Origin of the sequence: Aeromonas sp. FDAARGOS 1415 (assembly GCF_019048365.1) — a bacterium.
Lineage (GTDB): Bacteria > Pseudomonadota > Gammaproteobacteria > Enterobacterales > Aeromonadaceae > Aeromonas > Aeromonas taiwanensis.
The window spans coordinates 1,515,239-1,538,688 of record NZ_CP077363.1; the positions used below are offsets into that span (position 1 = coordinate 1,515,239).

The window sequence follows — 23,450 nt, forward strand, 5'->3', positions numbered from 1 at the left end:
TAATGATGTAGTTAAATTACAACAGCTTGAGGTGTTGAGCACGGGATAAATGGTGGGGTATCAGCCCCACGGCATGATGGGCACGGCGCTCACGGCACTTTTGTAAGAACCATCCACCAACTTGGTGCTGTAGGTCAGGTAGACCAGGGCATTGCGCTTCTCGTCGTAGAAGCGCACCACCTTCTGCTCCTTGAACACCAGGGAGGTGCTGACATCGAACACCTCTTCCCCCGCCTTCAGCCTGGCGGGCAGGGTGATGGGGCCGATCTGGTGGCAGGAGAGGGACGCGTGGGAGGGATCCTCCGCCAGCCCCAGGCCGCCCTTGACGCCCCCGGTCTTGGGGCGCGCCAGATAGCAGGCGACGCCGGCGATCTTGGGGTCGTCGAACGCCTCCACCAGGATCTTGTGATTGGGGCCGACCAGCTTGAAGGCGGTGCTCACCTCGCCGACGGGGTCTGCCTTGTCGGCCAGCGCAGGGGTTGCACAGAGCATGCCCAGCAGCAGGGGCAGGGCGCGGCTGAGGGGATGAGGGTGTGTCATGGTGTCTCCTGTCGGCACTCCTCAGTAGGGAATGCCCAAACGACGATAGAGGCTGGCCAGCACCCAGGCGGGGCCTACCAGCAGGAATTGCAGGTCCGCAAGGAAGGAGGGGCGCTTGCCCTCGATCTTGTGACCGACGAACTGGGCCACCCAGAGCAGCAGGAAGCCGCCGAGGGCGGGCCACAGCAGCGGGCCTTGCCAGGTGTAACAGAGTGCCAGCCCAAGGGACGTCAGCGCCGCCATGCCGACAAACAGCGAAAACGACAGCTGCAGGTAGAAGGCGAGCACCGGGATGGCCGCCAGCGCCGCCCAGTTGAGGGACGGCGGCAGCGGCCCGGCAGGCAGGCACCACAGCAGGGCCAGGGAACAGAGATAGATGCCGGGCACCGCCAGCTTGTGGATGGCCACGTTGACCGGGTGCTGGTGGCTCTGGCCGTAGTCGCTGAACCATTCGTCGAGTCGTTTCATGGCACCTCCCTGGCGCTGTTGTCTGAATGAGATCCCTTCGAGCCGCTGGTTTGCCCTCGCCGGAAGGCATATTCCCGACGGTGGCGTAGTGCTACTGCCCTTGCTGGGGCGGATATTCCCAATATTGGGCCGGTATTCGCCTGAGCAAGGGGGTCATGTCGGGATTGGGCAGGGAGATGGTTACCCGTTGATCCAGGTTGGCGCTGGCCAGGGCCTCGCGGATCCTGGGGTTCTCGTGGAAGAATTTCATGAAGCTGCCGTCGGCATAGGCCCGTTCCAGCCCTGTCTGGATCGCCTTGGCCAGCTTGGGGGCCTCTGGACTGACGAAGAAGAACTCGGCGAAGGGGTAGCGGATGAGCAGATGCTGATCGATGACCAGGTTGGGATACTGCGCCACCAGCTCGCTGCGCTCGGCAAAGATCTCCACCAGGCCGCGCGGGAAGAAGTCCAGCTTGTCGCCGTCATTCATCAGGCGGAACAGGTTGCTGTAGCGCCCCGCATAGGTGGGAATGCCCGCCTGCTCCAGGATCTTGTTGTCGGCCCACCCCACCCCCTGTGCCGCCTTCAGCTTCTTGAGATCCTCCAGGGTATTGATCTGGTTGAACTTCTCCTGGGCATTGGCGTGAATGAAGGAGAGGCGCAGTCCTTCCAGCCCGCGAAACAGCGGAACGGGAACGGCGATCAGGGAGGATTCGAGGGCGCTGGAGGTGCCCATCCAGAACACATTGATGGTCTTGCCCCTGGCGAGGGCTTGCTGGAGGCTGTACTGATTGAGGTTGAGCTCGACCCGTTCCAGCTTGTAGGGCTGTCCGGCGCGGTTGAGCGCCAGTTCCAGCAGCTTGAGCTGGTACTCGTTGTCGAGGTCGTTGATCGGCCGGCTGGGGACCTTGACGGTGAACGTCTGTGCTTGTGCCAGCAGTGGCAGGCACAAGCACAGCCTGATGAGCCATTTCACGCTTTGTTCTCCTGTAGAGTCCGGGACTTGCCCGGAGTCTAACAGAAGTTTCCACACTCTTGCTGTGACGCCGTGAGCAGGGAATCAGGTGTTGTCAGGCCTGGCTCGGTCGAGAAAGCCTGCGGGTGGCCCATGCCGCACCGGCATGGGCCACCCGACGCATCAGGCGACGCGGCGGAACACGTGGGTGTCGTTGAATTCCTTGGTGCTCTGGCACTCGACGCAGAAGCGGGACTCGGGCCGAGCCTGCAGCCGCTTGAGGGAAATCTCGTCGCCACAGGATTCGCAATAGCCGAAATCCCCGTCATTGATGCGCTTGAGCGCTCCCTTCAGCTTGCGCAGATGCAGCTTGTCGTGCTCGATGCGGTTCAGCTCCAGACGACGGGCCTCCTCGACGCTGGCACGATCGATCTCGTCGGCCATCTCGTTGGTATCGGTGGCGATAGCCTGGCTGGCCTGGGAGTTGAGACGTTCTTCGAGCTCGACGATCTGCCCCTCGATCTGGCCCTTGTAAAAGGCCAGCTGGTCTTCAGTCATGAAATCACACATATGGTTTGCTACCAGTCAGTTTCCCAATTTTTCCCATGTATGGGGGCTGTCTGCCTGCAGACCAAGCCCTTGTATCCCGATTTGCACCAAATCCATGCAGGAGAGTGCAAATCAGGGCGGGCCTTGTACCAAAAAAATGCAGGCATGCAAAGGAGCTCGGATAAAGAGTGTGCGCACTTGCAAAGAAATGGGCCTCCTCCGACAGAGAGTGACTGAGTTTCGTGCGGACCCAGCCTTTCGTTGGCATCAGGCTTGCAGTGGGCTCATCGTGACACAGAGTGTTTAGTATTTGGTGCCGCCCTGGTCATTATACAGGCCGTTATTTATAGTTTTTTAAACACCGCTGCTTGACAAAGGCCTTTATCGCGGGCTTTTATGGTGTGGTCGCTTACATTTTCTTAACAAGGGTGTTCCTTATATTAGACACCCTTGCCAATGACAACCGTAGAGTCGGGGTTTAACATGGACAGTATCAAGGGCTGGATGGAGAGCAATCGCATCACGGAAGTGGAGTGCCTGTTCCCGGATTTCACCGGCAATGCCCGAGGCAAGATCATTCCAGCCAACAAATTTCTGCGAGAGGGGGGCATGCGGCTGCCCGAGGTCATCTTCACCCAGACGGTGACCGGCGAGTACCCGGATGATGACAGCATGATCGACCCGCTGGAGCGGGACATGCAGCTCTATCCCGATCCCAATACCATTCGTTTCGTGCCCTGGGCGCTGGAACCCACCGCCCAGGTGATCCACGACTGTTTCGACGTCAACGGCAAGCTCATCGACATCGCCCCCCGCTCCGTACTGCGCCGGGTTCTGTCATTCTACGAGAAGCAGGGCTGGAAGCCCGTGGTGGCGCCGGAGCTGGAATTCTACCTGGTGACCCGCAACGAAGATCCTGATTATCCCCTGGTACCGCCGGTGGGGCGCAACGGCCGCCCGGAAACGGCCCGCCAGTCGTTCAGCATCGATGCGGTCAACGAATTCGATCCCATCTTCGAGGACATGTACGATTACTGCGAAGCCCAGGAACTGGAAGTGGACACCCTGATCCACGAGTCAGGCGCCGCCCAGATGGAGATCAACTTCCTGCACGGGGATGCCATCGATCTCGCCGACCAGGTGTTCCTGTTCAAGCGCACCATGCGCGAAGCCGCCCATCGACACGGTATCTACGCCACCTTCATGGCCAAGCCCATGAGCAACGAACCAGGGTCCGCCATGCACATCCACCAGAGCCTGGAGGACATGGACGGCAACAACCTGTTCGGTACCAGCGAGGGGGGCAACTCTTCCCTGTTCATGCACTTCATCGCCGGCCTGCAGAAATACACCCCTGCGGTAACGGCTCTGCTGGCACCGAACGTCAACTCCTACCGCCGTCTCACCTTCGGTGAGAGCGCGCCGCGCAACGTGCAGTGGGGGGTGGAAAACCGCACCTGCGGCCTGCGCGTGCCCTTCTCCGAGCCCAATGCCCGTCGCGTCGAGAACCGCTTCGCCGGTGCAGATGCGAACCCCTATCTGGCCCTGGCCGCCACCTTGGCCTGCGGCTACCTCGGCATGATGGAGAAGCTGGAGCCGCTGCCGGAGATGAAGTCGAGCGCCTACGAGCTGCCCTACAGCCTGCCCCGCTCCCTGGAGGAGGCGCTGAGCCATCTCGAGCAGTGCGAGCCCATCAAGGAGATGCTGGGCGAACGCTTCACCCGCGCCTTCGTCGCCGTCAAGCGCAAGGAGTACGAGACCTACTTCGGGGTGATCAGCCGCTGGGAACGGGAGTTCCTGCTGCTGAACGTGTGACCCCATCCCGGGAGAGGCCAGGGCCTCTCCCCCAGTCACGACGCAAGCAGGCAAGAGCACAACATACCCGCGGGTCGCCGTGACCCGGGGTGGCCGACGCCTTCAATAACCGGGTGACGGCGCTTGCCGAATGGAAAGGAATCGAGGAGCAGGCAATGAAGCGATCTACCCGCGAGAGGCTGTGACCGGGGATCGATCGCCTGCGCCCTCATCAATTGGCGGCCATGCCGCCGAATCGAAGGAACCGAGGAGCAAGCAATGAAGCAGACCACTCGTGAGTGGCAGCAACTGGATGCCAGCCACCACCTGCATCCCTTCACCGACTTTCAGGCCCTGAACAAGAAGGGCAGCCGCATCATTACCAAGGCCGAAGGGGTCTATCTGGAAGACTCCGACGGGCGTCGCATCCTGGACGGGATGGCGGGTCTGTGGTGCGTGAACATGGGCTACGGCCGCCAGGAGCTGGTGGACGCCGCCACCCGGCAGATGCAGGAGCTGCCTTACTACAACCTCTTCTTCCAGACCAGCCATCCCCCTGCCGCCGAGCTGGCGACCCTGCTGGCCGAGATCACGCCCCCGCACCTCAACCACGTCTTCTTCACCGGCTCGGGCTCCGAGTGCAACGACACCGTGCTGCGCATGGTGCGCCACTACTGGGCCAGCAAGGGACAACCGGACAAGCAGGTGATCATCAGCCGCCACAACGCCTACCACGGCTCCACAGTGGCTGGGGCCAGCCTGGGGGGCATGAAGGGGATGCACGCCCAGGGCGGGCTGCCCATTCCCGGCATAGTGCACATCGATCAGCCCTATCACTTCGGTGAGGGGGAGGGCATGAGCGCCCACGAGTTCGGGCTGGCCCGGGCCCGCCAGCTGGAGGAGAAAATCCTGGAGCTGGGGGTGGACAAGGTGGCCGCCTTTATCGGCGAGCCCATCCAGGGCGCCGGTGGCGTCATCATCCCGCCCGAGAGCTACTGGCCCGAGATCCAGCGCATCTGCGACCAGTACGGCATCCTGCTCATCGCCGACGAGGTGATCTGCGGCTTCGGGCGTACCGGTCACTGGTTTGCCAGCGAGGGCTTCGGCATAAAACCGGACCTCATGTGCCTGGCCAAGGGCATCACCTCGGGTTATCTGCCGATGGGGGCCGTGATGGTCGGGGACAGGGTCGCCAGGGTGCTGGTGGAGGAGGGGGGCGAGTTCAACCACGGTTTCACCTACTCCGGTCATCCGGTGGCCTGCGCCGTGGCCATTGCCAACATCCAGCTTATGCAAAGTGAGAGCATAGTTAAGCGCGTTCATGATAGTATCGGCCCCTATTTGCAGCGCCGCTGGGCAGAGCTGGCCGACCATCCGCTGGTGGGCGAAACCCGGGGCAAAGGCCTGGTGGCCGCGCTGGAAATAGTGCAGGACAAGCAGACGAAACGTCGCTTCCCGGCCGAACTCCACGCCGGGATGACCTGTCGGGAGTTCTGTTTTAACAATGGCTTGGTGATGAGGGCCGTCGGCGATACCATGATCATATCGCCCCCCTTGGTGATCACCGAGGAACAGGTGGATGAATTGGTCAAACTGGCCAGGCTCAGTCTGGACCTGACGGCTGCGAAGCTGCGGGGATAGGCTGCGCGAGGCAGGTTGGCTTACGCATACAATTTGCTTAGGAGACAAGGACTATGTCTTTTAAAAAGGGAATGATGGCTGCCTCCGTGGCGCTGGCCATGATGAGTTCCGGGGCGATGGCCGACGAGAAGGTGCTGCACGTCTACAACTGGAGCGACTACATCGCGCCGGATACCCTGGACAACTTCCAGAAGGAGACGGGCATCAAGGTGGTCTACGACGTGTTCGACAGCAACGAGGTACTGGAAGCCAAGTTGCTGGCGGGCAGTTCGGGTTATGACGTCGTCGTCCCGTCCAACCCCTTCCTGGCCAAGCAGATCAAGGCGGGCGTTTTCCAGAAGCTGGACAAGTCCAAACTCTCCAACTGGCAGAACCTGGACGCTGACCTGCTCAAGGCGCTCGATCCGAGCGATCCGGGCAACCAGTACTCCATTCCCTACCTGTGGGGCACCATTGGCTATGCCTACAACGCGGAGAAGGTGAAAGCCGTGCTGGGCAAGGATGCGCCGGTCAACTCCTGGGATCTGGTGTTCAAGCCGGAGAACATGGCCAAGCTGAAGGAGTGCGGTGTCTCCTTCCTCGACTCGCCGACCGAAATGCTGCCGGCAGCCCTGCAATACCTGGGCTTCAAGCCGGACAGCCAGAAGCCGGACGAGCTGAAGAAGGCCGAGGAGCTGTTCCTCTCCATCCGTCCCTACACAGCCTACTTCCACTCCTCCAAGTACATCTCGGATCTGGCCAACGGCAACCTGTGCGTGGCGGTGGGTTACTCCGGTGACCTGCAACAGTCCAAGGCGCGTGCTGCCGAGGCCAAGAACGGTGTCAGCCTGACTTACACCATTCCGCAGGAGGGGGCTGGCAGCTTCTTCGACATGATCGCCATCCCGGCGGATGCCAAGAACGTCGAGGCAGCCCACACCTTCATCAACTACCTGATGAAGCCGGACGTGATCGCGAACATCACCAACGTGGTGCAGTTCCCGAACGGCAACAAGGCGGCCACTCCGCTGGTGGACGAGGCGATCCGCAACGATCCGGGCATCTACCCGACGGCTGACACCCTCAAGAAGATCTACACCTTCCCGGATCTGCCGGCCAAGGTGCAGCGTCTGATGACCCGCAGCTGGACCAAGATCAAGTCAGGCAAGTAAGCAAGACGAGCAGTACCCCTCCCGGTCCGCAGTTCGGCCGGGAGGGGAGTGACCACCCGACAGGTTGGACGGCGCGTATGGACACGCGACTGGCAAAATCACACACATGAGGACTGATACGTGCACATGACCAAGATGGCAACGCTGGCCCTGACCCTGGGGTTTGCAAATCTGACCCAGGCAGCCCCTGTGGTTCATTTTTACAACTGGTCCGATTATATCGGCGAGACCACCCTCAGCGACTTTCAGCAGAAGACCGGGATCAAGACCGTCTACGACGTGTTCGACTCCAACGAGACCCTGGAAGGCAAGCTGCTGACCGGCCGTACCGGTTACGATCTGGTCGTGCCCTCCAACAATTTCCTGGCCAAGCAGATCAAGGCGGGGGCCTTCCAGAAACTGGATCCCGCCCTGCTGCCAAACCTGAGCAACCTGGATCCCGTGCTGCTCAAGCAGCTCGACAAGGTGGATCCTGGCCATCAGTACGCCGTGCCCTATCTGTGGGGCACCAACGGCATCGGTTACAACGTCGAGAAGGTCAAGGCGGTGCTGGGGGTCGACAAGATCGACTCCTGGGCAACCCTCTTCGAGCCGGAAAACATGAAGAAGCTCTCCCAGTGCGGGGTGGCCTTCCTCGACTCGGCGGACGAGATGATCCCGGCGGCGCTGAACTATCTGGGGCTCAACCCCAACAGCCATGAGCCGGCAGACCTCAAGCGGGCCGAAGAGCAGCTGCTCAAGGTGCGCCCCTATGTGGCCTACTTCCACTCCTCCAAGTACATCGGCGATCTCGCCAACGGCAACATCTGCGTGGCGGCGGGCTTCTCCGGCGACATCCTGCAGGCGGCGTCCCGCGCCGAGGAGGCGGGCAAGGGGATCGAGATCGCCTACAGCATCCCCAAGGAGGGCGGCAACCTCTGGTTCGACATGATGGCGATCCCGTCCGATGCCACCAACGTGAAAGAGGCCCACGCCCTGATCAACTACATTCTCGAGCCTGAAGTGATCGCCAAGGTGAGCGACTATGTGGGTTACGCGAACCCGAACATCAAGGCGGGAGAGTTCATGGACAAGGCCGTCCGCGAGGATGCCTCAGTCTACCCCCCCCAGGCGGTGCTTGAGCGGCTCTATGTGCAGGAAGCACATCCCCGCTCGGTGCAGCGCCTGATCACCCGGAGTTGGACCAGGATCAAGTCCGGAACCTAACCTTGGCGCCCATCCCGGGGCGCCAGACTGTTTTATGGATCGGCCCCGGCCGGTATTACCTTTGGGAGTTTGGTAATGGCGATAGCCTCCAGTGCCTACAAGAAAGCCCTCGAGGGCAGCCAGCAACGCAAAGAAGTGCTGGTCAAGATAGACAGGGTAAGCAAGCAGTTCGACGAAACGCTGGCGGTCGACAACGTGTCCCTCAACATCCACAAGGGCGAGATCTTCGCCCTGCTGGGGGGGTCCGGCTCCGGCAAGTCCACCCTGCTGCGGATGCTGGCCGGGTTCGAGCGCCCCACCGAAGGGCGGTTGTACCTCGATGGCGTCGACATTACCGACATGCCGCCCTACGAGCGTCCCATCAACATGATGTTCCAGTCCTATGCCCTGTTCCCCCATATGACGGTGGCCCAGAACATCGCCTTCGGCCTCAAGCAGGATGGTCTGCCCAAGGCGGAGATAGACGCCCGGGTGGAAGAGATGCTCAAACTGGTGCAGATGACCCAGTATGCCCGCCGCAAGCCGCACCAGCTCTCCGGTGGCCAGCGCCAGCGGGTCGCCCTGGCGCGCTCCCTGGCCAAGCGCCCGAAACTGCTGCTGCTGGACGAGCCCATGGGGGCGCTGGACAAGAAGCTGCGCTCCACCATGCAGCTGGAGCTGGTCGAGATCATCGAACGGGTCGGCGTAACCTGCGTCATGGTGACCCACGATCAGGAAGAGGCCATGACCATGGCCGAGCGGATCGCCATCATGCACCTGGGCTGCATCGAGCAGATCGGCAGCCCGATGGACATCTACGAGACCCCGGCCAGCCGGCTGGTGTGCGAGTTCATCGGCAACGTCAACCTGTTTGACGGCCTGCTGGTGGAGGATGAGCAGGACCACGCCACCATCGCCTGTGCGGATCTGGAGCAGCCCATCTACGTGGGCCACGGCATCAGCTCCCGCGCGGAAAACAAGAAGGTCACCTATGCCCTGCGCCCGGAAAAGCTGCTGATGAGCTTGCAAAAGCCGGACGAGATAGAGCACCCGGACTTCAACTGGACCAAGGGCGAGGTCTACGACATCGCCTATCTGGGCGGCCACTCCGTTTATCACATCCAGCTGCCCTCGGGCAAAATCGTTCAGGCTTTCATCGCCAATGCCGAGCGCCACGGCAAGCGGCCGACCTGGGATGACCAGGTGTTCCTCTACTGGGAAGATGACAGCGGCGTGGTGCTGCAATCATGAAGGCATTGAGACGACTCAAACAGGCGGGGGGGCGCCAGCTGGTCATCGGCATCCCCTTCTTCTGGCTGTTCCTCTTCTTCCTGCTGCCCTTCATCATCGTCGTGAAGATCAGCTTCGCCGAAGCGGATGTGGCGATCCCGCCCTACACCGACGTGGTGAGCTGGGCGGACAGCCAGCTCACCATTCTGCTCAACCTGGGCAACTACCTGTTGCTGCAGGAGGATGAGCTCTATATCGCGGCCTATCTCGGCTCCCTCAAGATGGCCCTGGTCAGCACCATTCTGTGCCTGCTGATCGGCTATCCCATGGCCTACGCCATCTCGCGGGCCAACAAGGAGACCCAGACCGTTCTGCTGCTGCTCATCATGATGCCGACCTGGACGGCCATCCTGATCCGGGTGTACGCCTGGATGGGCATCCTCAGCAACAACGGCCTGCTCAACGGTTTGCTGCTGAACCTGGGGCTCATCAGCGAGCCGCTGCAGATCCTCAACACCAACCTGGCGGTCTACATCGGCATCGTTTACTCCTACTTGCCATTCATGGTGCTGCCGCTCTATGCCAACCTGGTCAAGCACGATCAGAGCCTGCTGGAGGCGGCCTCGGATCTTGGCGCCCGCAACCTGACCCGGTTCTGGCAGATCACGGTGCCCCTCTCCAAGAACGGCATCATCGCCGGCTGCATGCTGGTCTTCATTCCCGTGGTGGGCGAGTTCGTCATCCCGGAAATGCTGGGCGGCCCGGAGACCCTGATGATCGGCAAGGTGCTGTGGCAGGAGTTCTTCAACAACCGTGACTGGCCGGTGGCGTCTGCCCTGGCGGTGGTGATGCTGGCGGTGCTGATCGTCCCCATCATCCTGTTCAACCGCAACCAGGCGAAAGAATTGGAGGGCAAGGTATGAAGACTATGCTGCTGATCATCCCCGTATCGTCCCTCTTCAACCGCAACCAGGCCAAAGAGCTGGAGGGTAAAGTATGAGGCGCTTTGGTTTTGCCAAGCTGATGCTGTGGCTGGGTCTGCTGTTCATCTACCTGCCCATGGTCATCATGGTGATCTACTCCTTCAACGCCTCCAAGCTGGTGACGGTGTGGGGGGGCTGGTCCATGAAGTGGTACTTCGGCCTGCTCGACAACAAGCAGTTGATCGGGTCCGTTTTCCGCTCCCTGGAGATCGCCTTCTACACAGCGATTGCGGCGGTGGCGCTGGGCACGGTGGCGGCCTTCGTGCTGACCCGGATCCCGCACTTCCGCGGCCGTACCCTGTTCGGCGGCATGGTGACGGCCCCCCTGGTCATGCCCGAGGTGATCACCGGTCTGTCCCTGCTGTTGCTGTTCGTGGCCATGGCCCAGCTGGTGGGGTGGCCCGCCGAGCGGGGCATGGTGACGATCTGGATCGCCCACACCACCTTCTGTACCGCCTACGTGGCGATCGTGGTGTCGGCGCGGCTGCGGGAGCTGGATCTCTCCATCGAGGAGGCGGCCATGGATCTCGGTGCCAAGCCGTGGAAGGTGTTCTTCCTGATCACCATCCCGATGATAGCCCCGTCGCTGGCGGCGGGCGGCATGATGTCCTTTGCCCTCTCTCTGGATGACCTGGTGCTGGCGAGCTTCGTCTCTGGTCCGGGCTCGACCACGCTGCCGATGGAGGTGTTCTCTGCGGTGCGCCTCGGGGTGAAACCCGAGATCAACGCCATCGCGAGCCTGATCCTGCTGTCGGTGTCGCTGTTCACCTTCGGCAGCTGGTACCTGATGGCGCGGGCGGAAAAACGCCGCCGTGCCGAGATCGCCATGACCACCCAGATGCAGGCCGTCGCCTGACCCGGATGTTGACGCCGGCGCACCTTGCGCCCAGGCGTCAACACCTCCTAAGATCCGCATTCCCCCATCCGTCAGGAGCATGGAATGCGGATTTCCCTCTTTATCGGCCAGAGCGCCGACATCCATCCCGAACTGGCCCCCGGCCTCGTCAGCGCCATCGACAAGCACGAGTCCCATACGCCCCTGTGGTGCCGCTATTCCGGTCTGGAGGGGGATGAACAGAGCGATCAACGCCATCACGGCGGCCCGGACCGGGCCCTGCACTATTATCCTGCGGAGCATTATGCCTGGTGGAAGACCTGGCAAACCGCGCTGGGCCTGCCGGCCCCCCGAGCTCCCTGGCAGCCCGCCGCATTTGGCGAGAATCTCTCTGGTCTGGGGCTCATCGAGGCGCAGGCCTGCATCGGCGATGTCTACCGCCTCGGGGAGGCACTGATCCAGATAAGCCAGCCGCGCTCCCCCTGTTTCAAGCTCAACCAGCGGTTCGGCTATGGCCAGCTGTCCCAGGTGATGCAGCTCAGTGGCCGCTGCGGCTGGTTGCTGCGGGTGCTGGAAGAGGGACGGGTGGCACCGGCGGATGAGCTGTTGCTGGTGGACAGTCCTTATCCCGGGCTCACGGTGCAGCGCACCGCCGACATCCTGTTCAACCAGCCCCGCAACGAGGAGGATCTGCAACTGCTGCTGGACAACCCGGCGCTCTCCCCGAACTGGCGCCAGCATGCGGCCCATTGGCTGGAACATGGGGTCGTGGCGGATTGGTCACGACGTCTGCTGGGGCCGGCCGAGTTCCGGTTGCCGCCACAGGGGTGAACAGGCCGCAGGACGAAGCCCTGCGTTCTTTTTTTCCTCAAGGCGCTGGATTGTTGAGCGGAAAGCCATTTTTTTGTGGCGAATGCAAAAAAAGGCTTGTGTCGGGTCGGGGCTTTCGGTAAATTCCCGTCCCGCAGACATCGGTGTGTAGCGCAGCTTGGTAGCGCACTTCGTTCGGGACGAAGGGGTCGGAGGTTCGAATCCTCTCACACCGACCAAATTCAACAAGGGCTTAGCTTCGGCTAGGCCCTTGTGCTTTTCCGGCCTTTCTGTTTCTGGACGCCCTCTCTTCGCGCGGCCCCTTCCCCTGGTCATACCCCTGATACGAATGACGCTCTGACAAGTCCGGAACGATTGCGCTGATCCCGCCGGCTATTGCATGTGGCCGACGTGGCTGCCAGCTGTCCCCGAGCGGGTGACCTTCCCTTGTCACGCCTTCGCCAAGTCCTCGTCAGGGCGCCATGTTAACGCTATCTCCACCCAGTCGCGGCTGACCGATAAACGCCCTTTGAGGGATGACAGCGCGGCTTGGCGGCTGTATGTATGGCCTGGCGTACAGGCTAGTGTCCCCTCAGGTATCGGAGCCACGAGTATCAGTGGCGATACAGTGGGGGGATGCACCTTTGGTCAAGTTATCAACGAGTTGCCGTCAGCCGCGACGTGTCGTGTGGTGAGCCCGTTCCACGGGCGTAACAGACCATGACGCGGAATTTTTCAACACATTGTTTTTAAATGTAATTTTCACTGGCATATGGCTTGCTCCATCGCTCTCGTCATGACGACAGGCGGTCGCAGGTGTCCGCGTCGATCGGCGCGACCCGACCACACAAGGACAACGTCAAGGAGAGATCGACATGTTCGTCACTAAACGATGGGCGACGATGCTGGGGGCCCTGCTGACGCTCGGGCTGCTCGGCACACCGCCAGCACAGGCTGCCGCACCCGAGGGGGTGCAGCTGACGCTGGAGGGATGTCGCAAAGACGCGGGCTTCACTTTCCCAGATGGTGGCCCCTATATCTGCCCCGACAGCAACTACACCACAGGCAACCTGGGCAAGACCTGGAACGAACTCGACCTCGTTCCTTACCGCATCACGCTGAAGGCCGGCAATTCGGCCCCTGCCAACCAGGAATACAAGATGGCCGTGGCGCTGGACAACGAGGATGCAGGCAAACCCGGGTATGACATTCTGTCTTTCCCGGTGCTCAATGCTGCCAAGTCGAGCCCCTCCTGCTCGGTCGTCCAGTCGACGGATCAAACCTCTCTGACCCCAGGCATCGGCGGTACCGACACCACCATCTACCGGATATTGACGGTGTCACAGGCGAAAAACAGCACCTGTGTCTACGACTACTACGGCCGACTGGCCCTGGGGTCGCACCTGTTCCCGGGGGCATCGCTGCACGCCAACCTCCTGGCCGAGAACCTCGGCACGGGTGGGGCGGGGGCGCGCGACGTCTCAATCCCGGTGAAGGAGATCGAACCTCAGGAGATCTCCAAGACCATGACCGCGCAACAGGGGGCGGAGCAGACCTGGAATATCTCCAAGGGGACCGAGGATACCCTGGACTTCGGCGACGTCTGCCGCAGTGATGCGCCGGAATCCCTGCCCGTCCAGATCACCGTGACCTGGACCAAGGCGGAAGTGATCGGTGGCAAGGTCGCGGTCAACATAGTGCTGAACGCGAAGAACCCGGCCGCCCGCACCATCACCGTTGACTTGACGGACAAGCTCTACAAGGGGTCGAACAACGCTGGCACCCTGCTCGACACCTATCACGAGGGACCGTTTGACCTCGCCGCTGGCTTCAACGGCAGCGTCGCCGACTTCACGGTCGAGTTTGATGCAGCGACGGCAGGCAACGTCGGCGACTGGCTGCACAACGAGGTGTCCGGTACCTATACGGACAAAGCGACCGGTATTCCTGTACCGGGCACCACGACGGCTGTCGCGAACGCCCAGATCCAGCAGGGGGCGGTCACTAACGCCTCTACGACCGTCAAGGACGTGGAGGAGATCGACGGAATGGGTCTGACGTATTCAGTCGCGGCACCGTCGCTTGGCGGCTTCCTTAATGGCTACGTTGCGGGTACCAAGACCGATGGTGAAGTCGGGTGGCAGGTCACTGGCCAGACAGATAACGGCTCCATCACCTTCGACAAGGCCGTCTATCTCGACGATCCCAAGCGCGTCACGTCCGGTGTGTTGAGAGACACGGCCTACCTGACGGCTTCGGACGGCTTTAACGCCGAGACCGACGAACTGCAGATCCCGATAACGTCATCGGTTCAGGCGATGCTGACCATCCAGAAGATCATCCCGGACTTCCTGGATACGGGCGAGAAACTCGAGGTGACGTTCCGCATCACCCGCGCGAATGACCCGACCTTCGACCAGACAGAAGTGATCACCTTCCTCGGCGGTGGTGCGACGACGCAATCCGCCACGCTGTCTGGCCTGGTGCCCGACATGTACTACGTCGAGGAACAGGGCAGCATGTTCTTCGCCGATGGCAGCAGCACGGGTGAAGCCATCGGCCTGGCCGATCCGCGGGATCCCGCTCAATACCCGAATCCCAGACCGGTCGATCTGCGGCTCGAAGACGGAATCGCCACCCATTGCGCGGCCACCGCCGACTTCCAGAACGAGCCGACAGACCGACCTGCCAAGGCGCAGGTGGAGAAGATCACCGAACCGGCGCTCGACAACGCGGATGAGGACTTTGACTGGACCTTCAGGCTGTACGGCCCGGGCGGCACGCTGCTGAGCACGAAAGTGGTCGGCGCTGGCGAGGGCTTTGGCAAGTTCCTGGATGGGTTGGATGACCTGTTGCTCACGGCCGAGGGAGCCTACACCGTGGTCGAGACGACCAAGTCGGGTTGGGACCTGATTTCGGCCAGCCCGGATTCGGATCAGGACAAGACCTGTGATTTCACGGTCGACTATCCGGAGGATCTGGGCAAGACGTTCTCGTGTTCGTTCCTGAACCGCGAGCGCGGCAGGGCGCAAGTCCTCAAGACCCTGAGTGGCAGTGCCGATCTCGGCGGTTACGCGTTTACCTTCGTGTTGCGGCAAGGTGCCAGCACTGTTGCCATCGGCCAGACGCTCGAGTCTATGGTGGCCGATGCAGGTAACGGTGGCTCCCTGATGTTCACGACCGAACTCATCCCGGGCCAGACCTACCAGATCTGCGAGATCGTGGGTCCGGGGTGGCTCAGCAGCTTCGGGACCTTCGTGCCTGACTCGTTCGCACCGCCGGATGGCGTCGTGATCAACCCGAATGTCGACAACAGCATTATCTGTGGCGACTTCGAGGTCGGCCCGGGCGAGACCAAGGTATTCGAGATCGACAACACCCCGCCTCCAGGGGGGCGTGCATTGACCATCGGCTTCTGGAAGAACTGGGCGTCCTGCGCCAAGTCCAACGGCAAGCAAAAGGACGTGCTCGACCAGACGTTGGCCTCCTTTACCGGTGGTGGCGTCTACATCGGCAAGCTGTTCGTGGACACCTGCCAGGAAGCCGTTCGCATCCTGAGCAAGCAGGATGTCGGGACTGGCAAGCAGAAGTCGAGTGATCCGGCGTTCAACATGGCGGCGCAACTGCTTGCCGCCAAGCTGAACGTGCAGGCCGGGGCCGGACTTTGTCCGAATGCCGCCACCGCGATCATTGCAGGCCAGGAGATCCTCGATGGACCGCCGCCCAGCTATGCGGTGAACTTCACCGGAACGGGCGATTATCCGAAGAAGGGGCAGTTCGCGAGCGAGGCAAACAACCTTGCCACGACGCTGGATCAGTACAACAACAACTACCTGTGTGTCGGACCCTAAGGGGGTAAGGCATCAGGTGTTCAACGAGGGCCCGGCAGAAGCCGGGCCCTCTTTTTATGCCTGCCGCGCTTCCGGCAGGGCGAGGAGCCAGGGGCTGGCGGCAAACCCGCGACATATCAGCGACCAGACGGCTGCCGTTCCGGGGGACAGTCATGTATGACGTGCAGGCACCAGTGAACATGGGCGGCGCACAATGATGGGAGCCCTGGCGTCACTGTGCGGTCTGGCAATGGCTGGGAGCGAGACACCAGTTTGAACAGCGAGTGGGATGAGGGGGCACCATCGAAGCCTGTCACCTGGTCAATCTTATGCCACGCTGCGAGCGAACAGCACTGTGTTCAACCAGTGGTCGCGTACATGAGGCGCTAACCTGAAGGGAGAGGGATGTCGTGACGACTCAAAGGGCGTCAGATCGTGCTGAAAGAGGCCCAATAAAAGGGCCACCGCTCGGTGGCCCGCTGGTGGAGTCTGATCCTGACTCCGGCACTCTAGATTGTGGCAATCTCGTTGTGGGTCCTGTCGATGGTGCCCTCCTTGCGCGCCAGGCGCGTGCTCAGATGTGCCAGTGTTGATGCCGCAATGCCTTGAAGCCGTGTTGGGCTTGCAGAGCCGCATGCTTCGGGTACTCACTAATGAAATGAGCTATTCCCTCCATCAGTTGTGAACGCAGCGAAGACACAGGCTCATGCCAGGCCTGCAGGCAGAGATGGTCGGGGATCAACTGTTCTCGATACGCTTCCAGCAGTTGGTCCGGCCAGGGCTCGATATGGGAATCATGACGCAGCAAATAGTGGGCGGCGGGTTCACGGGCATAGATGAACTGAATTTGGGCCAGGTCGCGTTGGCTTAGCGTTTGGCTGCCGATGTGGCAAGTCAGATATTTCCCCGTCTTCAGATTCAGGAAGTGACCGCGTTGCCGACAGGCAATGATCCGATACCACGGCAGGGGTGAACAGAGAGAATACCCCTCCAGCTCCTGTTCCAACCAGTGACGGCACTCAGGCGTCTGCACCTGTTCGCGCATGGCCTCGAGCTGTGTCAACAAGGCTCTGGATGGTTGGGTAGCCAGTATCGCACTCATCGTCTGCAATCCTCCCTCTGCACACAATCCCGACTTTCAGTATGGACCCTGAACGGGGGAGGGGGTAGCAATTCTAATGATTAAAATCGGCTTATCAGTGCATTTTTTATGCAATACCTGCCGTTAGCCGACCAGGTAGGTGCCGGTACCAAAGGCGATATGAGTCCCTTCCTCGTTGTGCAGTTCCATCCGGGCGACAGCGACCTTGCTGCCTGCGCGGATGATGTGGGCGGTGGCGATGAACTCGTTGCCGCGCCCCGGCCGCAGATAGTCCACCCGCAGATCGATGGTGCCGAGACGGGAGAAGCGCTCCTTGAGGTAGCTGGGGGAAAAGTCCTCCAGCTCGTCGATGCAGGAGGCCGCCACTATCATGCCGCCGGCCACGTCCAGCAGGCTGGCGGTGACGCCGCCGTGCAGTATGTTGTGGAAGGGATTGCCGACCAGCTTCTCCTCCATCCTGATACGCAGTTCGACCCTGTCGAAGTCGTAGTGGGTGACCTGCATGCCGATCAGCTTGTTGAACGGCATCTTCTCGGCAAACAGGTTGGCAATGCCACTGAGCGCCATCTTCTTGAGCATCTGTTTCATCCTTGATCCCGATCCCTGTCATCAAAGCCGAGTAAAAACTCCAGCCAGTCTGCAACACTTCCTTAACAGTCGCAATGGCAGGTTTATTGTGGGCGGCGGCTGTTTTAGAATGGCGGCCCCAAAGGAGAGCCCATGACCGCGATTGCCGAAACCCTGCCTGACGCCCAGCCAGAGACCCCCCTTGCCCTGCTGCAGGCGGTCTTCGGCTATCAGCAGTTTCGGCCTGGCCAGCTCGATATCATCGAGCAGATAGTGGCGGGGCGCGATGCCCTGGTGCTCAAACCCACCGGCGGCGGCAAGTCGCTCTGCTACCAGATCCCGGCGTTGCTGCGGCCCGGACTCGGGGTGGTGGTTTCCCCCTTGATTTCACTGATGAAGGATCAGGTGGACAGCCTGCGCGCCAACGGCGTGGCGGCGGTCTACATCAACTCGGCTCTGAGTCGGGAGGAGATGATCCAGAACTTCGCCGCCATGCGTCGCGGTGAGATCAAGCTGGTTTATGTTTCCCCCGAACGCCTGCTGCAGCACGAGTTCATGGATCGGCTGGCGGAGCTGCCCCTCGGTCTGTTCGCCATCGACGAGGCCCACTGCGTCTCCCAGTGGGGTCACGATTTTCGCCCCGAATACGCGGCGCTCGGACGGCTCAAGCAGTGGTTCCCCCAGGTGCCCGTGGTGGCGCTCACCGCCACCGCCGACGAGGCGACCCGCAGCGACATGCTGCACCGGCTGGAGCTGAACGACCCCTATATCCACACTGCCAGCTTCGACCGGCCCAACATCCGCTACAGCCTGGTGGAGAAGTTCAAGGCGGCCGAACAGCTGCTGCGCTACGTGCAGAGCCAGAAGGGCAACTGCGGCATCGTTTACTGTTCCAGCCGTAACCGGGTGGAGGAGGTGGCCGAGCGGCTCTCCCGCCACGGCTGCAAGGCGGCACCCTATCATGCCGGCCTGCCGCTGGAGCTGCGCCAGCAGACCCAGGAAGCCTTCCTCAAGGATGACATCGAGATAGTGGTAGCGACGGTGGCGTTCGGCATGGGCATCGACAAGCCCAACGTGCGCTTCGTGGTGCACTACGACATCCCGAAGAATATCGAGTCCTACTATCAGGAGACCGGCCGTGCCGGCCGTGACGGCACCCCGGCCGAGGCGCTGCTGCTCTACGACCCCGCCGATATCGGCCGGGTGCGCCGGCTGCTCGACAATATCGAGAATCCCCAGCAGCTGCAGGTGGAGCAGTACAAGCTCAACGTGATGGCGGCCTTTGCCGAGGCGCAGACCTGCCGTCGTCAGGTGCTGCTCAACTACTTCGGCGAGTACAACGACAAGCCGTGCGGCAACTGCGACATCTGCCTCGATCCGCCCCAGAGTTATGACGGCACCGAAGACGCCCAGAAGGCGCTCTCCTGCGTCTGGCGGGTGGGGCAGAATTTCGGGGTGGGCTATGTGGTCGAAGTGCTGCGCGGCTCGCTCAATCAGCGCATCAAGGATCACGGCCACGACAAGCTGTCGACCTATGGCATCGGCAAGGATCAGAGCCACGAATACTGGATGAGCGTGATCCGCCAGCTGATCCACAAGGGGCTGCTGACCCAGAACATCACCCGCAACCTGGTGCTGCAGCTCACCGAGGCGGCCCGACCCGTGTTGCGCAGCGAGGTGAAGCTGGAACTGGCGGTGCCCCGCTTGCAGCCTATCTCCAGTCGCAAGGAGAAGCGCAACGGCCTGCTCGACAGCGCCAACTACGACAAGCGGCTGTTCAAGGAGCTGCGGGCCCTGCGCAAGCAGATCGCCGAGGATGAGGAGGTGCCGCCCTACGTGGTGTTCAACGATGCCACCCTGGTGGAGATGGCGCAGCTAATGCCGATGACGGAAGACGAAATGCTGGCGATCAACGGCGTCGGCCACCGCAAGCTGGAGCGCTTCGGAGAGGCCTTTATGGACCTGATCATCGAGCACTGCCGGCGGTAGTCAGTGACCCCGGCCTCCCTCGCAAGCATGGATGGCACTGTTATACCCCCTCTTTGGCAAGGGAAGGGCCGGGGTCGCCCGGGTAAGGCGAGTTATTTCAAGCTGGCGTAATAGGCTGCCAGGTTCTCCATGTCCGTCTCGGTCAGGGCCGCCATGAAGGGCACCATCAGGGGCTCTTTGCGGCTGCCATCCTTGAAGGCTTTCAGCTGCTTCACCAGATAGGCGGCATTCTGGCCGGCCAGGTGGGGATAGACGGGCACGCTCGCCTTGCCCTCTGCCCCATGGCAGGCGGCGCAGAGCGCGGCCTTGGCCTTGCCCGCGTCGATGTCGGCTGCCCTGGCATGATGTCCCCAGGCCAGCGCCAGCAGGGGCAGGGTATAGACCCACTTTGGCATCTTCTTCTCCTTGAAATGAATATTCGCGATCGTCCGTTAGCCCGGAGAGGCTGACGGCGGTATAACAGAGTGACACGAGCATATGCAGGGAGAACCGCCATCACCATGAAGCTGATCAACACTTTCGCCACCGAGTTGCCCTGGGCCTGCGAAGCCGTGGCGCCCCAACCCCTGCATGAACCCAGGCTGTTGCACCTCAACCAGGGGTTGCTGCGGGAGCTGGGGCTGGATGGGGTCAGCGCAGCCGACTGGCTTGCCTGTTGTGGCCATGGTCAGCCCCTGCCCGGCATGCAGCCGGTGGCACAGGTCTATGCGGGCCACCAGTTTGGCGGTTACAGCCCGCGCCTCGGCGATGGCCGCGCCCTGCTGCTGGGTGAACAGCTGGCCCTGAACGGCAGCCGCTGGGATCTGCACCTGAAGGGGGCGGGCAAGACACCCTTCTCCCGCTTCGGCGACGGCCGTGCTGTGCTGCGCTCCAGCATTCGCGAGTACCTCGCCTCCGAGGCGCTCCATGCCCTCGGCATTCCCACTACCCGGGCCCTGGTGCTGGTGGGCAGCCAGGAGCCGGTCTACCGGGAGCAGGTGGAGACGGGGGCGACCGTGCTGCGCACGGCACCCAGCCACCTGCGCTTCGGCCATGTGGAGTACTTCGCCTGGAGCGGGCAGGGAGAGAAGATCCCCTTGCTGATCGATTACCTGCTGCGCCACCACTTCCCCGAGTTGAGCGATGGCGCCGAGCTGTTTGCAGAGGTGGTGCGCCGCACCGCACGCCTCATCGCCAAGTGGCAGGCGGCGGGCTTCTGCCATGGGGTGATGAACACGGACAACATGTCCCTGCTCGGGCTGACCCTGGACTACGGCCCTTACGGCTTCATCGATGCCTATGTGCCGGACTTCGTCTGCAACCACTCGGACCCGGGCGGCCGCTATGCACTGGATCAGCAGCCGGCGGTGGGGTACTGGAACCTGCAGAAGCTGGCCCAGGCGCTGGCCGGTCATGTGGATGGCGACGCCCTGGCGTCGGCCCTGGCCCAGTACGAGCACCAGCTGATGCTGCACTACTCCGAGCTGATGCGCGCCAAGCTGGGGCTGGCGGTGTGGGAAGAGGAGGATCCGGCGCTGTTCCGCGAGCTGTTCCGGCTGCTGGCGGCGCACGCGGTGGACTATCATCTCTTCCTGCGCCGGCTGGGGATGCTGACCACGCAGGGGGCATGGCCCGCCAGCCTGCTGGCGCTGTTGCCGGATCCGGCCGCCTGGCAGGAATGGCTCGAAACCTATCGGGCTCGCCTTGCTCGGGAAGGGAGCGAGGATGGGGAGCGCAAGGCACGGATGGACGCGCTCAATCCCAAGTATGTGCTGCGCAACGCCCTGGCCCAGCAGGTGATCGACGCGGCCGAGCGGGGCGACATGGAACCGCTCGAGCGGCTCTTTGTGGCCTTGCAGCACCCCTTTGACGAGCAGCCCGAATACGAGGACCTGGCGACACCGCATCCGGGCTGGTATTGCGGCGGCGAACTCTCTTGCAGCAGTTGAGGAACCGGGAATGAACTGGCGGATCACGCAGATAGACAAAGAGGCCGGGGTGGTGATGCTGACGTGCCCGGCGCTCGACTGGGACAGTTTTCCAGTGCTGGCCGAAGCCCTGTTGCAGGAGTGGGAGCTGGTGGCGCTCGAGCGGGAGTGGGGGGCCGATCGTCACGGCTGGCTGCTGGAGTTTGAGGGGAGTCGCCTTCGGCTCGAGTTCGAACACCACAGCGGTTGCTGGCTGGCGGCGGTGCAACCGGCGGACATCGAGGCGCTGCTCTGGCTCGCCCGGCAATACGGGAACTGACCCCTGGCCGGTTCCGAATGTGAGTCGCCACTGTTCGAAATAGCCGCATAAAGATTGAACTATCAATTTGGGGGCGTATAATCCCGCCCCTCGATTATCGCCATGGTGGCGATATGGGTTCCCTAACCCCATTAACCAAAAAGGTCACAATATGAATCTGACCCCTGCTCAGCACCAGACGGCGCTGGTGCGTCTCTCGTTGTTCCACATCCTGATCATCGCCAGCAGCAACTATCTGGTGCAGCTGCCGATCACCATCTTCGGCTTCCACACCACCTGGGGTGCGTTCAGCTTCCCGTTCATCTTCCTGGCCACCGATCTGACGGTGCGGATCTTCGGCGCCGGCTTGGCGCGCAAGATCATCCAGACCGTGATGCTGCCGGCGCTGGCCATCTCCTACGTGCTCTCGGTGCTCTTCTTCGAAGGGGGCTTCCAGGGCGTCGGCCAGTTGGCGGAGTTCAACCTCTTCGTGGCGCGCATCGCCCTGGCCAGCTTCATGGCCTATCTGGTGGGCCAGTTCATGGACGTGGTGGTATTCAACCGCCTGCGCCTGCTGAAAGCCTGGTGGGTCGCGCCGGCCGCCTCCACCCTGTTTGGCAACCTGGTGGACACCATCACCTTCTTCAGCATCGCTTTCTGGCGCAGCACGGATCCCTTCATGGCCGAGCACTGGGTCGAGATCGCCACCGTGGATTACGTGTTCAAGCTGCTGATAAGCCTGGGCCTGTTTGTGCCGCTCTACGGCGTGTTGCTGCGTTATCTCAGCCACAAGCTGGTGGGCGACGCCAGCCTTGCCGGCTTGCAGACGACGGCACGCCAGGCCTGACGAAAATGACCACAGTTACCTGTGGTCATTTTTTTTGCGTTTTTCGCAAATAAGGCTTGCACAGTTAAATGAGAATGATTATTGTTACCTTGTTTTCCGGGAAAGACTTCATTTGTTCCAACGTGATGGACTTCTTGTGAAGGCACGACATTGCTCACATTGCTTCCAGTTAAGGGGCCAGTAGTTTACTGGCCCTCTTTTTTTGCCTGTTTTCAGCGAGCGACGAGCATAAAAAATGGGAGCCCAGGCTCCCATTCTTCGTTTCCATCCAATCACTCGATGTCGAGGGCATCGGGGGAGAGGATTACCCCCGTCGTATCCGCGTAGAGGTGATCGTCCGGCAGGAAGGTGACGCCGCCGAAGTTGACCGGCAGATCGGTCTCACCGATGTCCTTGCTGTCGGCGCCGACCGGGATGGCGGCCAGGGCCTGAATGCCGATGTCGAGATCCTCCAGAATGTCGACCTCGCGAACGCAGCCGTAGCAGACGATCCCTTCCCACTCGTTCTCCGCCGCCGTGGTGGCAATCTCGCTGTCGATCAGCGCCCGGCGCATGGAGCCGCCACCGTCGATCAGCAGCACGCGACCGGCGCCATTCTCCTTGACCAGCTCACGGATGAGGCCGTTGGATTCGAAGCATTTGACCGTGGTGATGACGCCGCCGAAAGAGGCACGACCACCGAAGGAACAGAGCATGGGTTCGAGTACATCCACCATGTCCTGATAGATGTCGCACAGTTCTGAAGTGTTGTATTCCATTGTGTCAGATCCACCGCTGGAAACAGGTGGAT

General features: G+C 61.6%; 21 protein-coding genes and 1 tRNA gene. 14 read left to right on the forward strand and 8 right to left on the reverse strand.

The genetic code is table 11. The features are described 5' to 3' along the window. Positions 1 to 60: 60 nt before the first annotated feature. From I6L45_RS07230 to I6L45_RS07245, 4 genes are all read right to left on the reverse strand, one after another. The gene (locus I6L45_RS07230) at positions 61 to 540 is read right to left on the reverse strand and encodes a CreA family protein (RefSeq protein WP_210549611.1); all 480 of its coding nucleotides are present in this window, start codon (positions 538 to 540) and stop codon (positions 61 to 63) included. A gap of 21 nt (positions 541 to 561) precedes the next feature. Beyond that, positions 562 to 1,008: a DUF962 domain-containing protein gene (locus tag I6L45_RS07235; RefSeq protein WP_043764083.1), complete on the reverse strand. Its 447-nt coding sequence runs from the start codon at positions 1,006 to 1,008 to the stop codon at positions 562 to 564. Positions 1,009 to 1,099: 91 nt separating this feature from the next. Beyond that, positions 1,100 to 1,963, reverse strand: a complete 864-nt coding sequence (locus I6L45_RS07240; RefSeq protein ID WP_043764082.1) for a hypothetical protein — start codon at positions 1,961 to 1,963, stop codon at positions 1,100 to 1,102. Between the two features lie 162 nt (positions 1,964 to 2,125). After that, on the reverse strand, positions 2,126 to 2,512 hold the full coding sequence (locus I6L45_RS07245; RefSeq protein WP_043764081.1) for a TraR/DksA C4-type zinc finger protein: 387 nt from the start codon (positions 2,510 to 2,512) through the stop codon (positions 2,126 to 2,128). 462 nt (positions 2,513 to 2,974) lie between these two features. Between I6L45_RS07245 and I6L45_RS07250 the strand changes: the two genes are divergently transcribed. The 10 genes from I6L45_RS07250 (at position 2,975) to I6L45_RS07295 (ending at position 15,971) form a co-directional block, all read left to right on the forward strand. Beyond that, a complete protein-coding gene (locus I6L45_RS07250; protein WP_043764080.1) occupies positions 2,975 to 4,306 on the forward strand; it encodes a glutamine synthetase family protein in 1,332 nt (443 codons plus the stop codon). A gap of 258 nt (positions 4,307 to 4,564) precedes the next feature. After that, positions 4,565 to 5,926, forward strand: a complete 1,362-nt coding sequence (locus tag I6L45_RS07255; protein WP_216983830.1) for an aspartate aminotransferase family protein — start codon at positions 4,565 to 4,567, stop codon at positions 5,924 to 5,926. Between the two features lie 53 nt (positions 5,927 to 5,979). Continuing rightward, a complete protein-coding gene (locus I6L45_RS07260; protein ID WP_216983831.1) occupies positions 5,980 to 7,077 on the forward strand; it encodes a polyamine ABC transporter substrate-binding protein in 1,098 nt (365 codons plus the stop codon). Between the two features lie 120 nt (positions 7,078 to 7,197). After that, positions 7,198 to 8,283: a polyamine ABC transporter substrate-binding protein gene (locus tag I6L45_RS07265; protein WP_134694247.1), complete on the forward strand. Its 1,086-nt coding sequence runs from the start codon at positions 7,198 to 7,200 to the stop codon at positions 8,281 to 8,283. A gap of 75 nt (positions 8,284 to 8,358) precedes the next feature. Next, complete coding sequence (gene potA / locus I6L45_RS07270; RefSeq protein WP_043764074.1) at positions 8,359 to 9,513, forward strand: polyamine ABC transporter ATP-binding protein; 1,155 nt, start codon at positions 8,359 to 8,361, stop codon at positions 9,511 to 9,513. Then, complete coding sequence (locus I6L45_RS07275) at positions 9,510 to 10,415, forward strand: ABC transporter permease subunit (protein WP_043764073.1); 906 nt, start codon at positions 9,510 to 9,512, stop codon at positions 10,413 to 10,415. The genes potA and I6L45_RS07275 overlap by 4 nt, the downstream gene beginning before the upstream one ends. 73 nt (positions 10,416 to 10,488) lie before the next feature. Continuing rightward, a complete protein-coding gene (locus I6L45_RS07280) occupies positions 10,489 to 11,331 on the forward strand; it encodes an ABC transporter permease subunit (protein WP_043764072.1) in 843 nt (280 codons plus the stop codon). An 84-nt stretch (positions 11,332 to 11,415) separates the two neighbouring features. Further along, positions 11,416 to 12,141 (forward strand): MOSC domain-containing protein, encoded by a 726-nt coding sequence (locus tag I6L45_RS07285; protein WP_216983832.1) that lies wholly within the window; start codon positions 11,416 to 11,418, stop codon positions 12,139 to 12,141. Between the two features lie 141 nt (positions 12,142 to 12,282). Continuing rightward, a tRNA-Pro gene (locus I6L45_RS07290) sits at positions 12,283 to 12,359 on the forward strand. A gap of 636 nt (positions 12,360 to 12,995) precedes the next feature. After that, a complete protein-coding gene (locus tag I6L45_RS07295; protein ID WP_216983833.1) occupies positions 12,996 to 15,971 on the forward strand; it encodes a hypothetical protein in 2,976 nt (991 codons plus the stop codon). Positions 15,972 to 16,524: 553 nt separating this feature from the next. Here I6L45_RS07295 and I6L45_RS07300 read toward each other — a convergent pair. Both I6L45_RS07300 and I6L45_RS07305 read right to left on the reverse strand, forming a co-directional pair. After that, positions 16,525 to 17,052, reverse strand: coding sequence for a hypothetical protein (locus I6L45_RS07300; protein WP_043764070.1), 528 nt, complete (start codon positions 17,050 to 17,052; stop codon positions 16,525 to 16,527). Positions 17,053 to 17,175: 123 nt separating this feature from the next. Then, positions 17,176 to 17,640: a thioesterase family protein gene (locus I6L45_RS07305; RefSeq protein ID WP_042077125.1), complete on the reverse strand. Its 465-nt coding sequence runs from the start codon at positions 17,638 to 17,640 to the stop codon at positions 17,176 to 17,178. Positions 17,641 to 17,772: 132 nt separating this feature from the next. On the opposite strand from I6L45_RS07305, the gene recQ reads away from it, so the two are divergent. Beyond that, complete coding sequence (recQ, locus tag I6L45_RS07310; RefSeq protein ID WP_216983834.1) at positions 17,773 to 19,608, forward strand: ATP-dependent DNA helicase RecQ; 1,836 nt, start codon at positions 17,773 to 17,775, stop codon at positions 19,606 to 19,608. A gap of 92 nt (positions 19,609 to 19,700) precedes the next feature. Here the strand turns inward: recQ and I6L45_RS07315 are convergent, their stop codons facing one another. Further along, positions 19,701 to 20,003 (reverse strand): c-type cytochrome, encoded by a 303-nt coding sequence (locus I6L45_RS07315; RefSeq protein WP_216983835.1) that lies wholly within the window; start codon positions 20,001 to 20,003, stop codon positions 19,701 to 19,703. Positions 20,004 to 20,108: 105 nt separating this feature from the next. Here I6L45_RS07315 and I6L45_RS07320 point away from each other — a divergent pair, with 105 nt between their 5' ends. The 3 genes from I6L45_RS07320 (at position 20,109) to I6L45_RS07330 (ending at position 22,660) form a co-directional block, all read left to right on the forward strand. After that, positions 20,109 to 21,536 carry a YdiU family protein gene (locus I6L45_RS07320; protein ID WP_216983836.1) on the forward strand — a complete coding sequence of 476 codons (1,428 nt, stop codon included), beginning with the start codon at positions 20,109 to 20,111 and terminating at the stop codon, positions 21,534 to 21,536. Positions 21,537 to 21,546: 10 nt separating this feature from the next. Beyond that, the gene (locus I6L45_RS07325) at positions 21,547 to 21,834 is read left to right on the forward strand and encodes a DUF3630 family protein (RefSeq protein WP_043764064.1); all 288 of its coding nucleotides are present in this window, start codon (positions 21,547 to 21,549) and stop codon (positions 21,832 to 21,834) included. Positions 21,835 to 21,985: 151 nt separating this feature from the next. Then, a complete protein-coding gene (locus I6L45_RS07330) occupies positions 21,986 to 22,660 on the forward strand; it encodes a 7-cyano-7-deazaguanine/7-aminomethyl-7-deazaguanine transporter (protein WP_216983837.1) in 675 nt (224 codons plus the stop codon). 272 nt (positions 22,661 to 22,932) lie between these two features. On the opposite strand, the gene rraA is transcribed toward I6L45_RS07330, so the two are convergent. Then, entirely contained in the window at positions 22,933 to 23,418 is a 486-nt protein-coding gene (gene rraA, locus I6L45_RS07335) for a ribonuclease E activity regulator RraA (RefSeq protein ID WP_042077135.1), read from the reverse strand. Positions 23,419 to 23,450: the final 32 nt, after the last annotated feature.

What these genes read in the sequence shown, in the direction of transcription:
- I6L45_RS07230 (WP_210549611.1), bottom strand. Translation starts at nt 540, where the DNA reads ATGACACACCCTCATCCCCTCAGCCGCGCCCTGCCCCTGCTGCTGGGC.
- I6L45_RS07235 (WP_043764083.1), bottom strand. Translation starts at nt 1,008, where the DNA reads ATGAAACGACTCGACGAATGGTTCAGCGACTACGGCCAGAGCCACCAG.
- I6L45_RS07245 (WP_043764081.1), bottom strand. Translation starts at nt 2,512, where the DNA reads ATGTGTGATTTCATGACTGAAGACCAGCTGGCCTTTTACAAGGGCCAG.
- I6L45_RS07250 (WP_043764080.1), top strand. Translation starts at nt 2,975, where the DNA reads ATGGACAGTATCAAGGGCTGGATGGAGAGCAATCGCATCACGGAAGTG.
- I6L45_RS07255 (WP_216983830.1), top strand. Translation starts at nt 4,565, where the DNA reads ATGAAGCAGACCACTCGTGAGTGGCAGCAACTGGATGCCAGCCACCAC.
- I6L45_RS07260 (WP_216983831.1), top strand. Translation starts at nt 5,980, where the DNA reads ATGTCTTTTAAAAAGGGAATGATGGCTGCCTCCGTGGCGCTGGCCATG.
- potA (WP_043764074.1), top strand. Translation starts at nt 8,359, where the DNA reads ATGGCGATAGCCTCCAGTGCCTACAAGAAAGCCCTCGAGGGCAGCCAG.
- I6L45_RS07275 (WP_043764073.1), top strand. Translation starts at nt 9,510, where the DNA reads ATGAAGGCATTGAGACGACTCAAACAGGCGGGGGGGCGCCAGCTGGTC.
- I6L45_RS07280 (WP_043764072.1), top strand. Translation starts at nt 10,489, where the DNA reads ATGAGGCGCTTTGGTTTTGCCAAGCTGATGCTGTGGCTGGGTCTGCTG.
- I6L45_RS07285 (WP_216983832.1), top strand. Translation starts at nt 11,416, where the DNA reads ATGCGGATTTCCCTCTTTATCGGCCAGAGCGCCGACATCCATCCCGAA.
- I6L45_RS07295 (WP_216983833.1), top strand. Translation starts at nt 12,996, where the DNA reads ATGTTCGTCACTAAACGATGGGCGACGATGCTGGGGGCCCTGCTGACG.
- I6L45_RS07300 (WP_043764070.1), bottom strand. Translation starts at nt 17,052, where the DNA reads ATGAGTGCGATACTGGCTACCCAACCATCCAGAGCCTTGTTGACACAG.
- I6L45_RS07305 (WP_042077125.1), bottom strand. Translation starts at nt 17,640, where the DNA reads ATGAAACAGATGCTCAAGAAGATGGCGCTCAGTGGCATTGCCAACCTG.
- recQ (WP_216983834.1), top strand. Translation starts at nt 17,773, where the DNA reads ATGACCGCGATTGCCGAAACCCTGCCTGACGCCCAGCCAGAGACCCCC.
- I6L45_RS07315 (WP_216983835.1), bottom strand. Translation starts at nt 20,003, where the DNA reads ATGCCAAAGTGGGTCTATACCCTGCCCCTGCTGGCGCTGGCCTGGGGA.
- I6L45_RS07320 (WP_216983836.1), top strand. Translation starts at nt 20,109, where the DNA reads ATGAAGCTGATCAACACTTTCGCCACCGAGTTGCCCTGGGCCTGCGAA.
- I6L45_RS07325 (WP_043764064.1), top strand. Translation starts at nt 21,547, where the DNA reads ATGAACTGGCGGATCACGCAGATAGACAAAGAGGCCGGGGTGGTGATG.
- I6L45_RS07330 (WP_216983837.1), top strand. Translation starts at nt 21,986, where the DNA reads ATGAATCTGACCCCTGCTCAGCACCAGACGGCGCTGGTGCGTCTCTCG.
- rraA (WP_042077135.1), bottom strand. Translation starts at nt 23,418, where the DNA reads ATGGAATACAACACTTCAGAACTGTGCGACATCTATCAGGACATGGTG.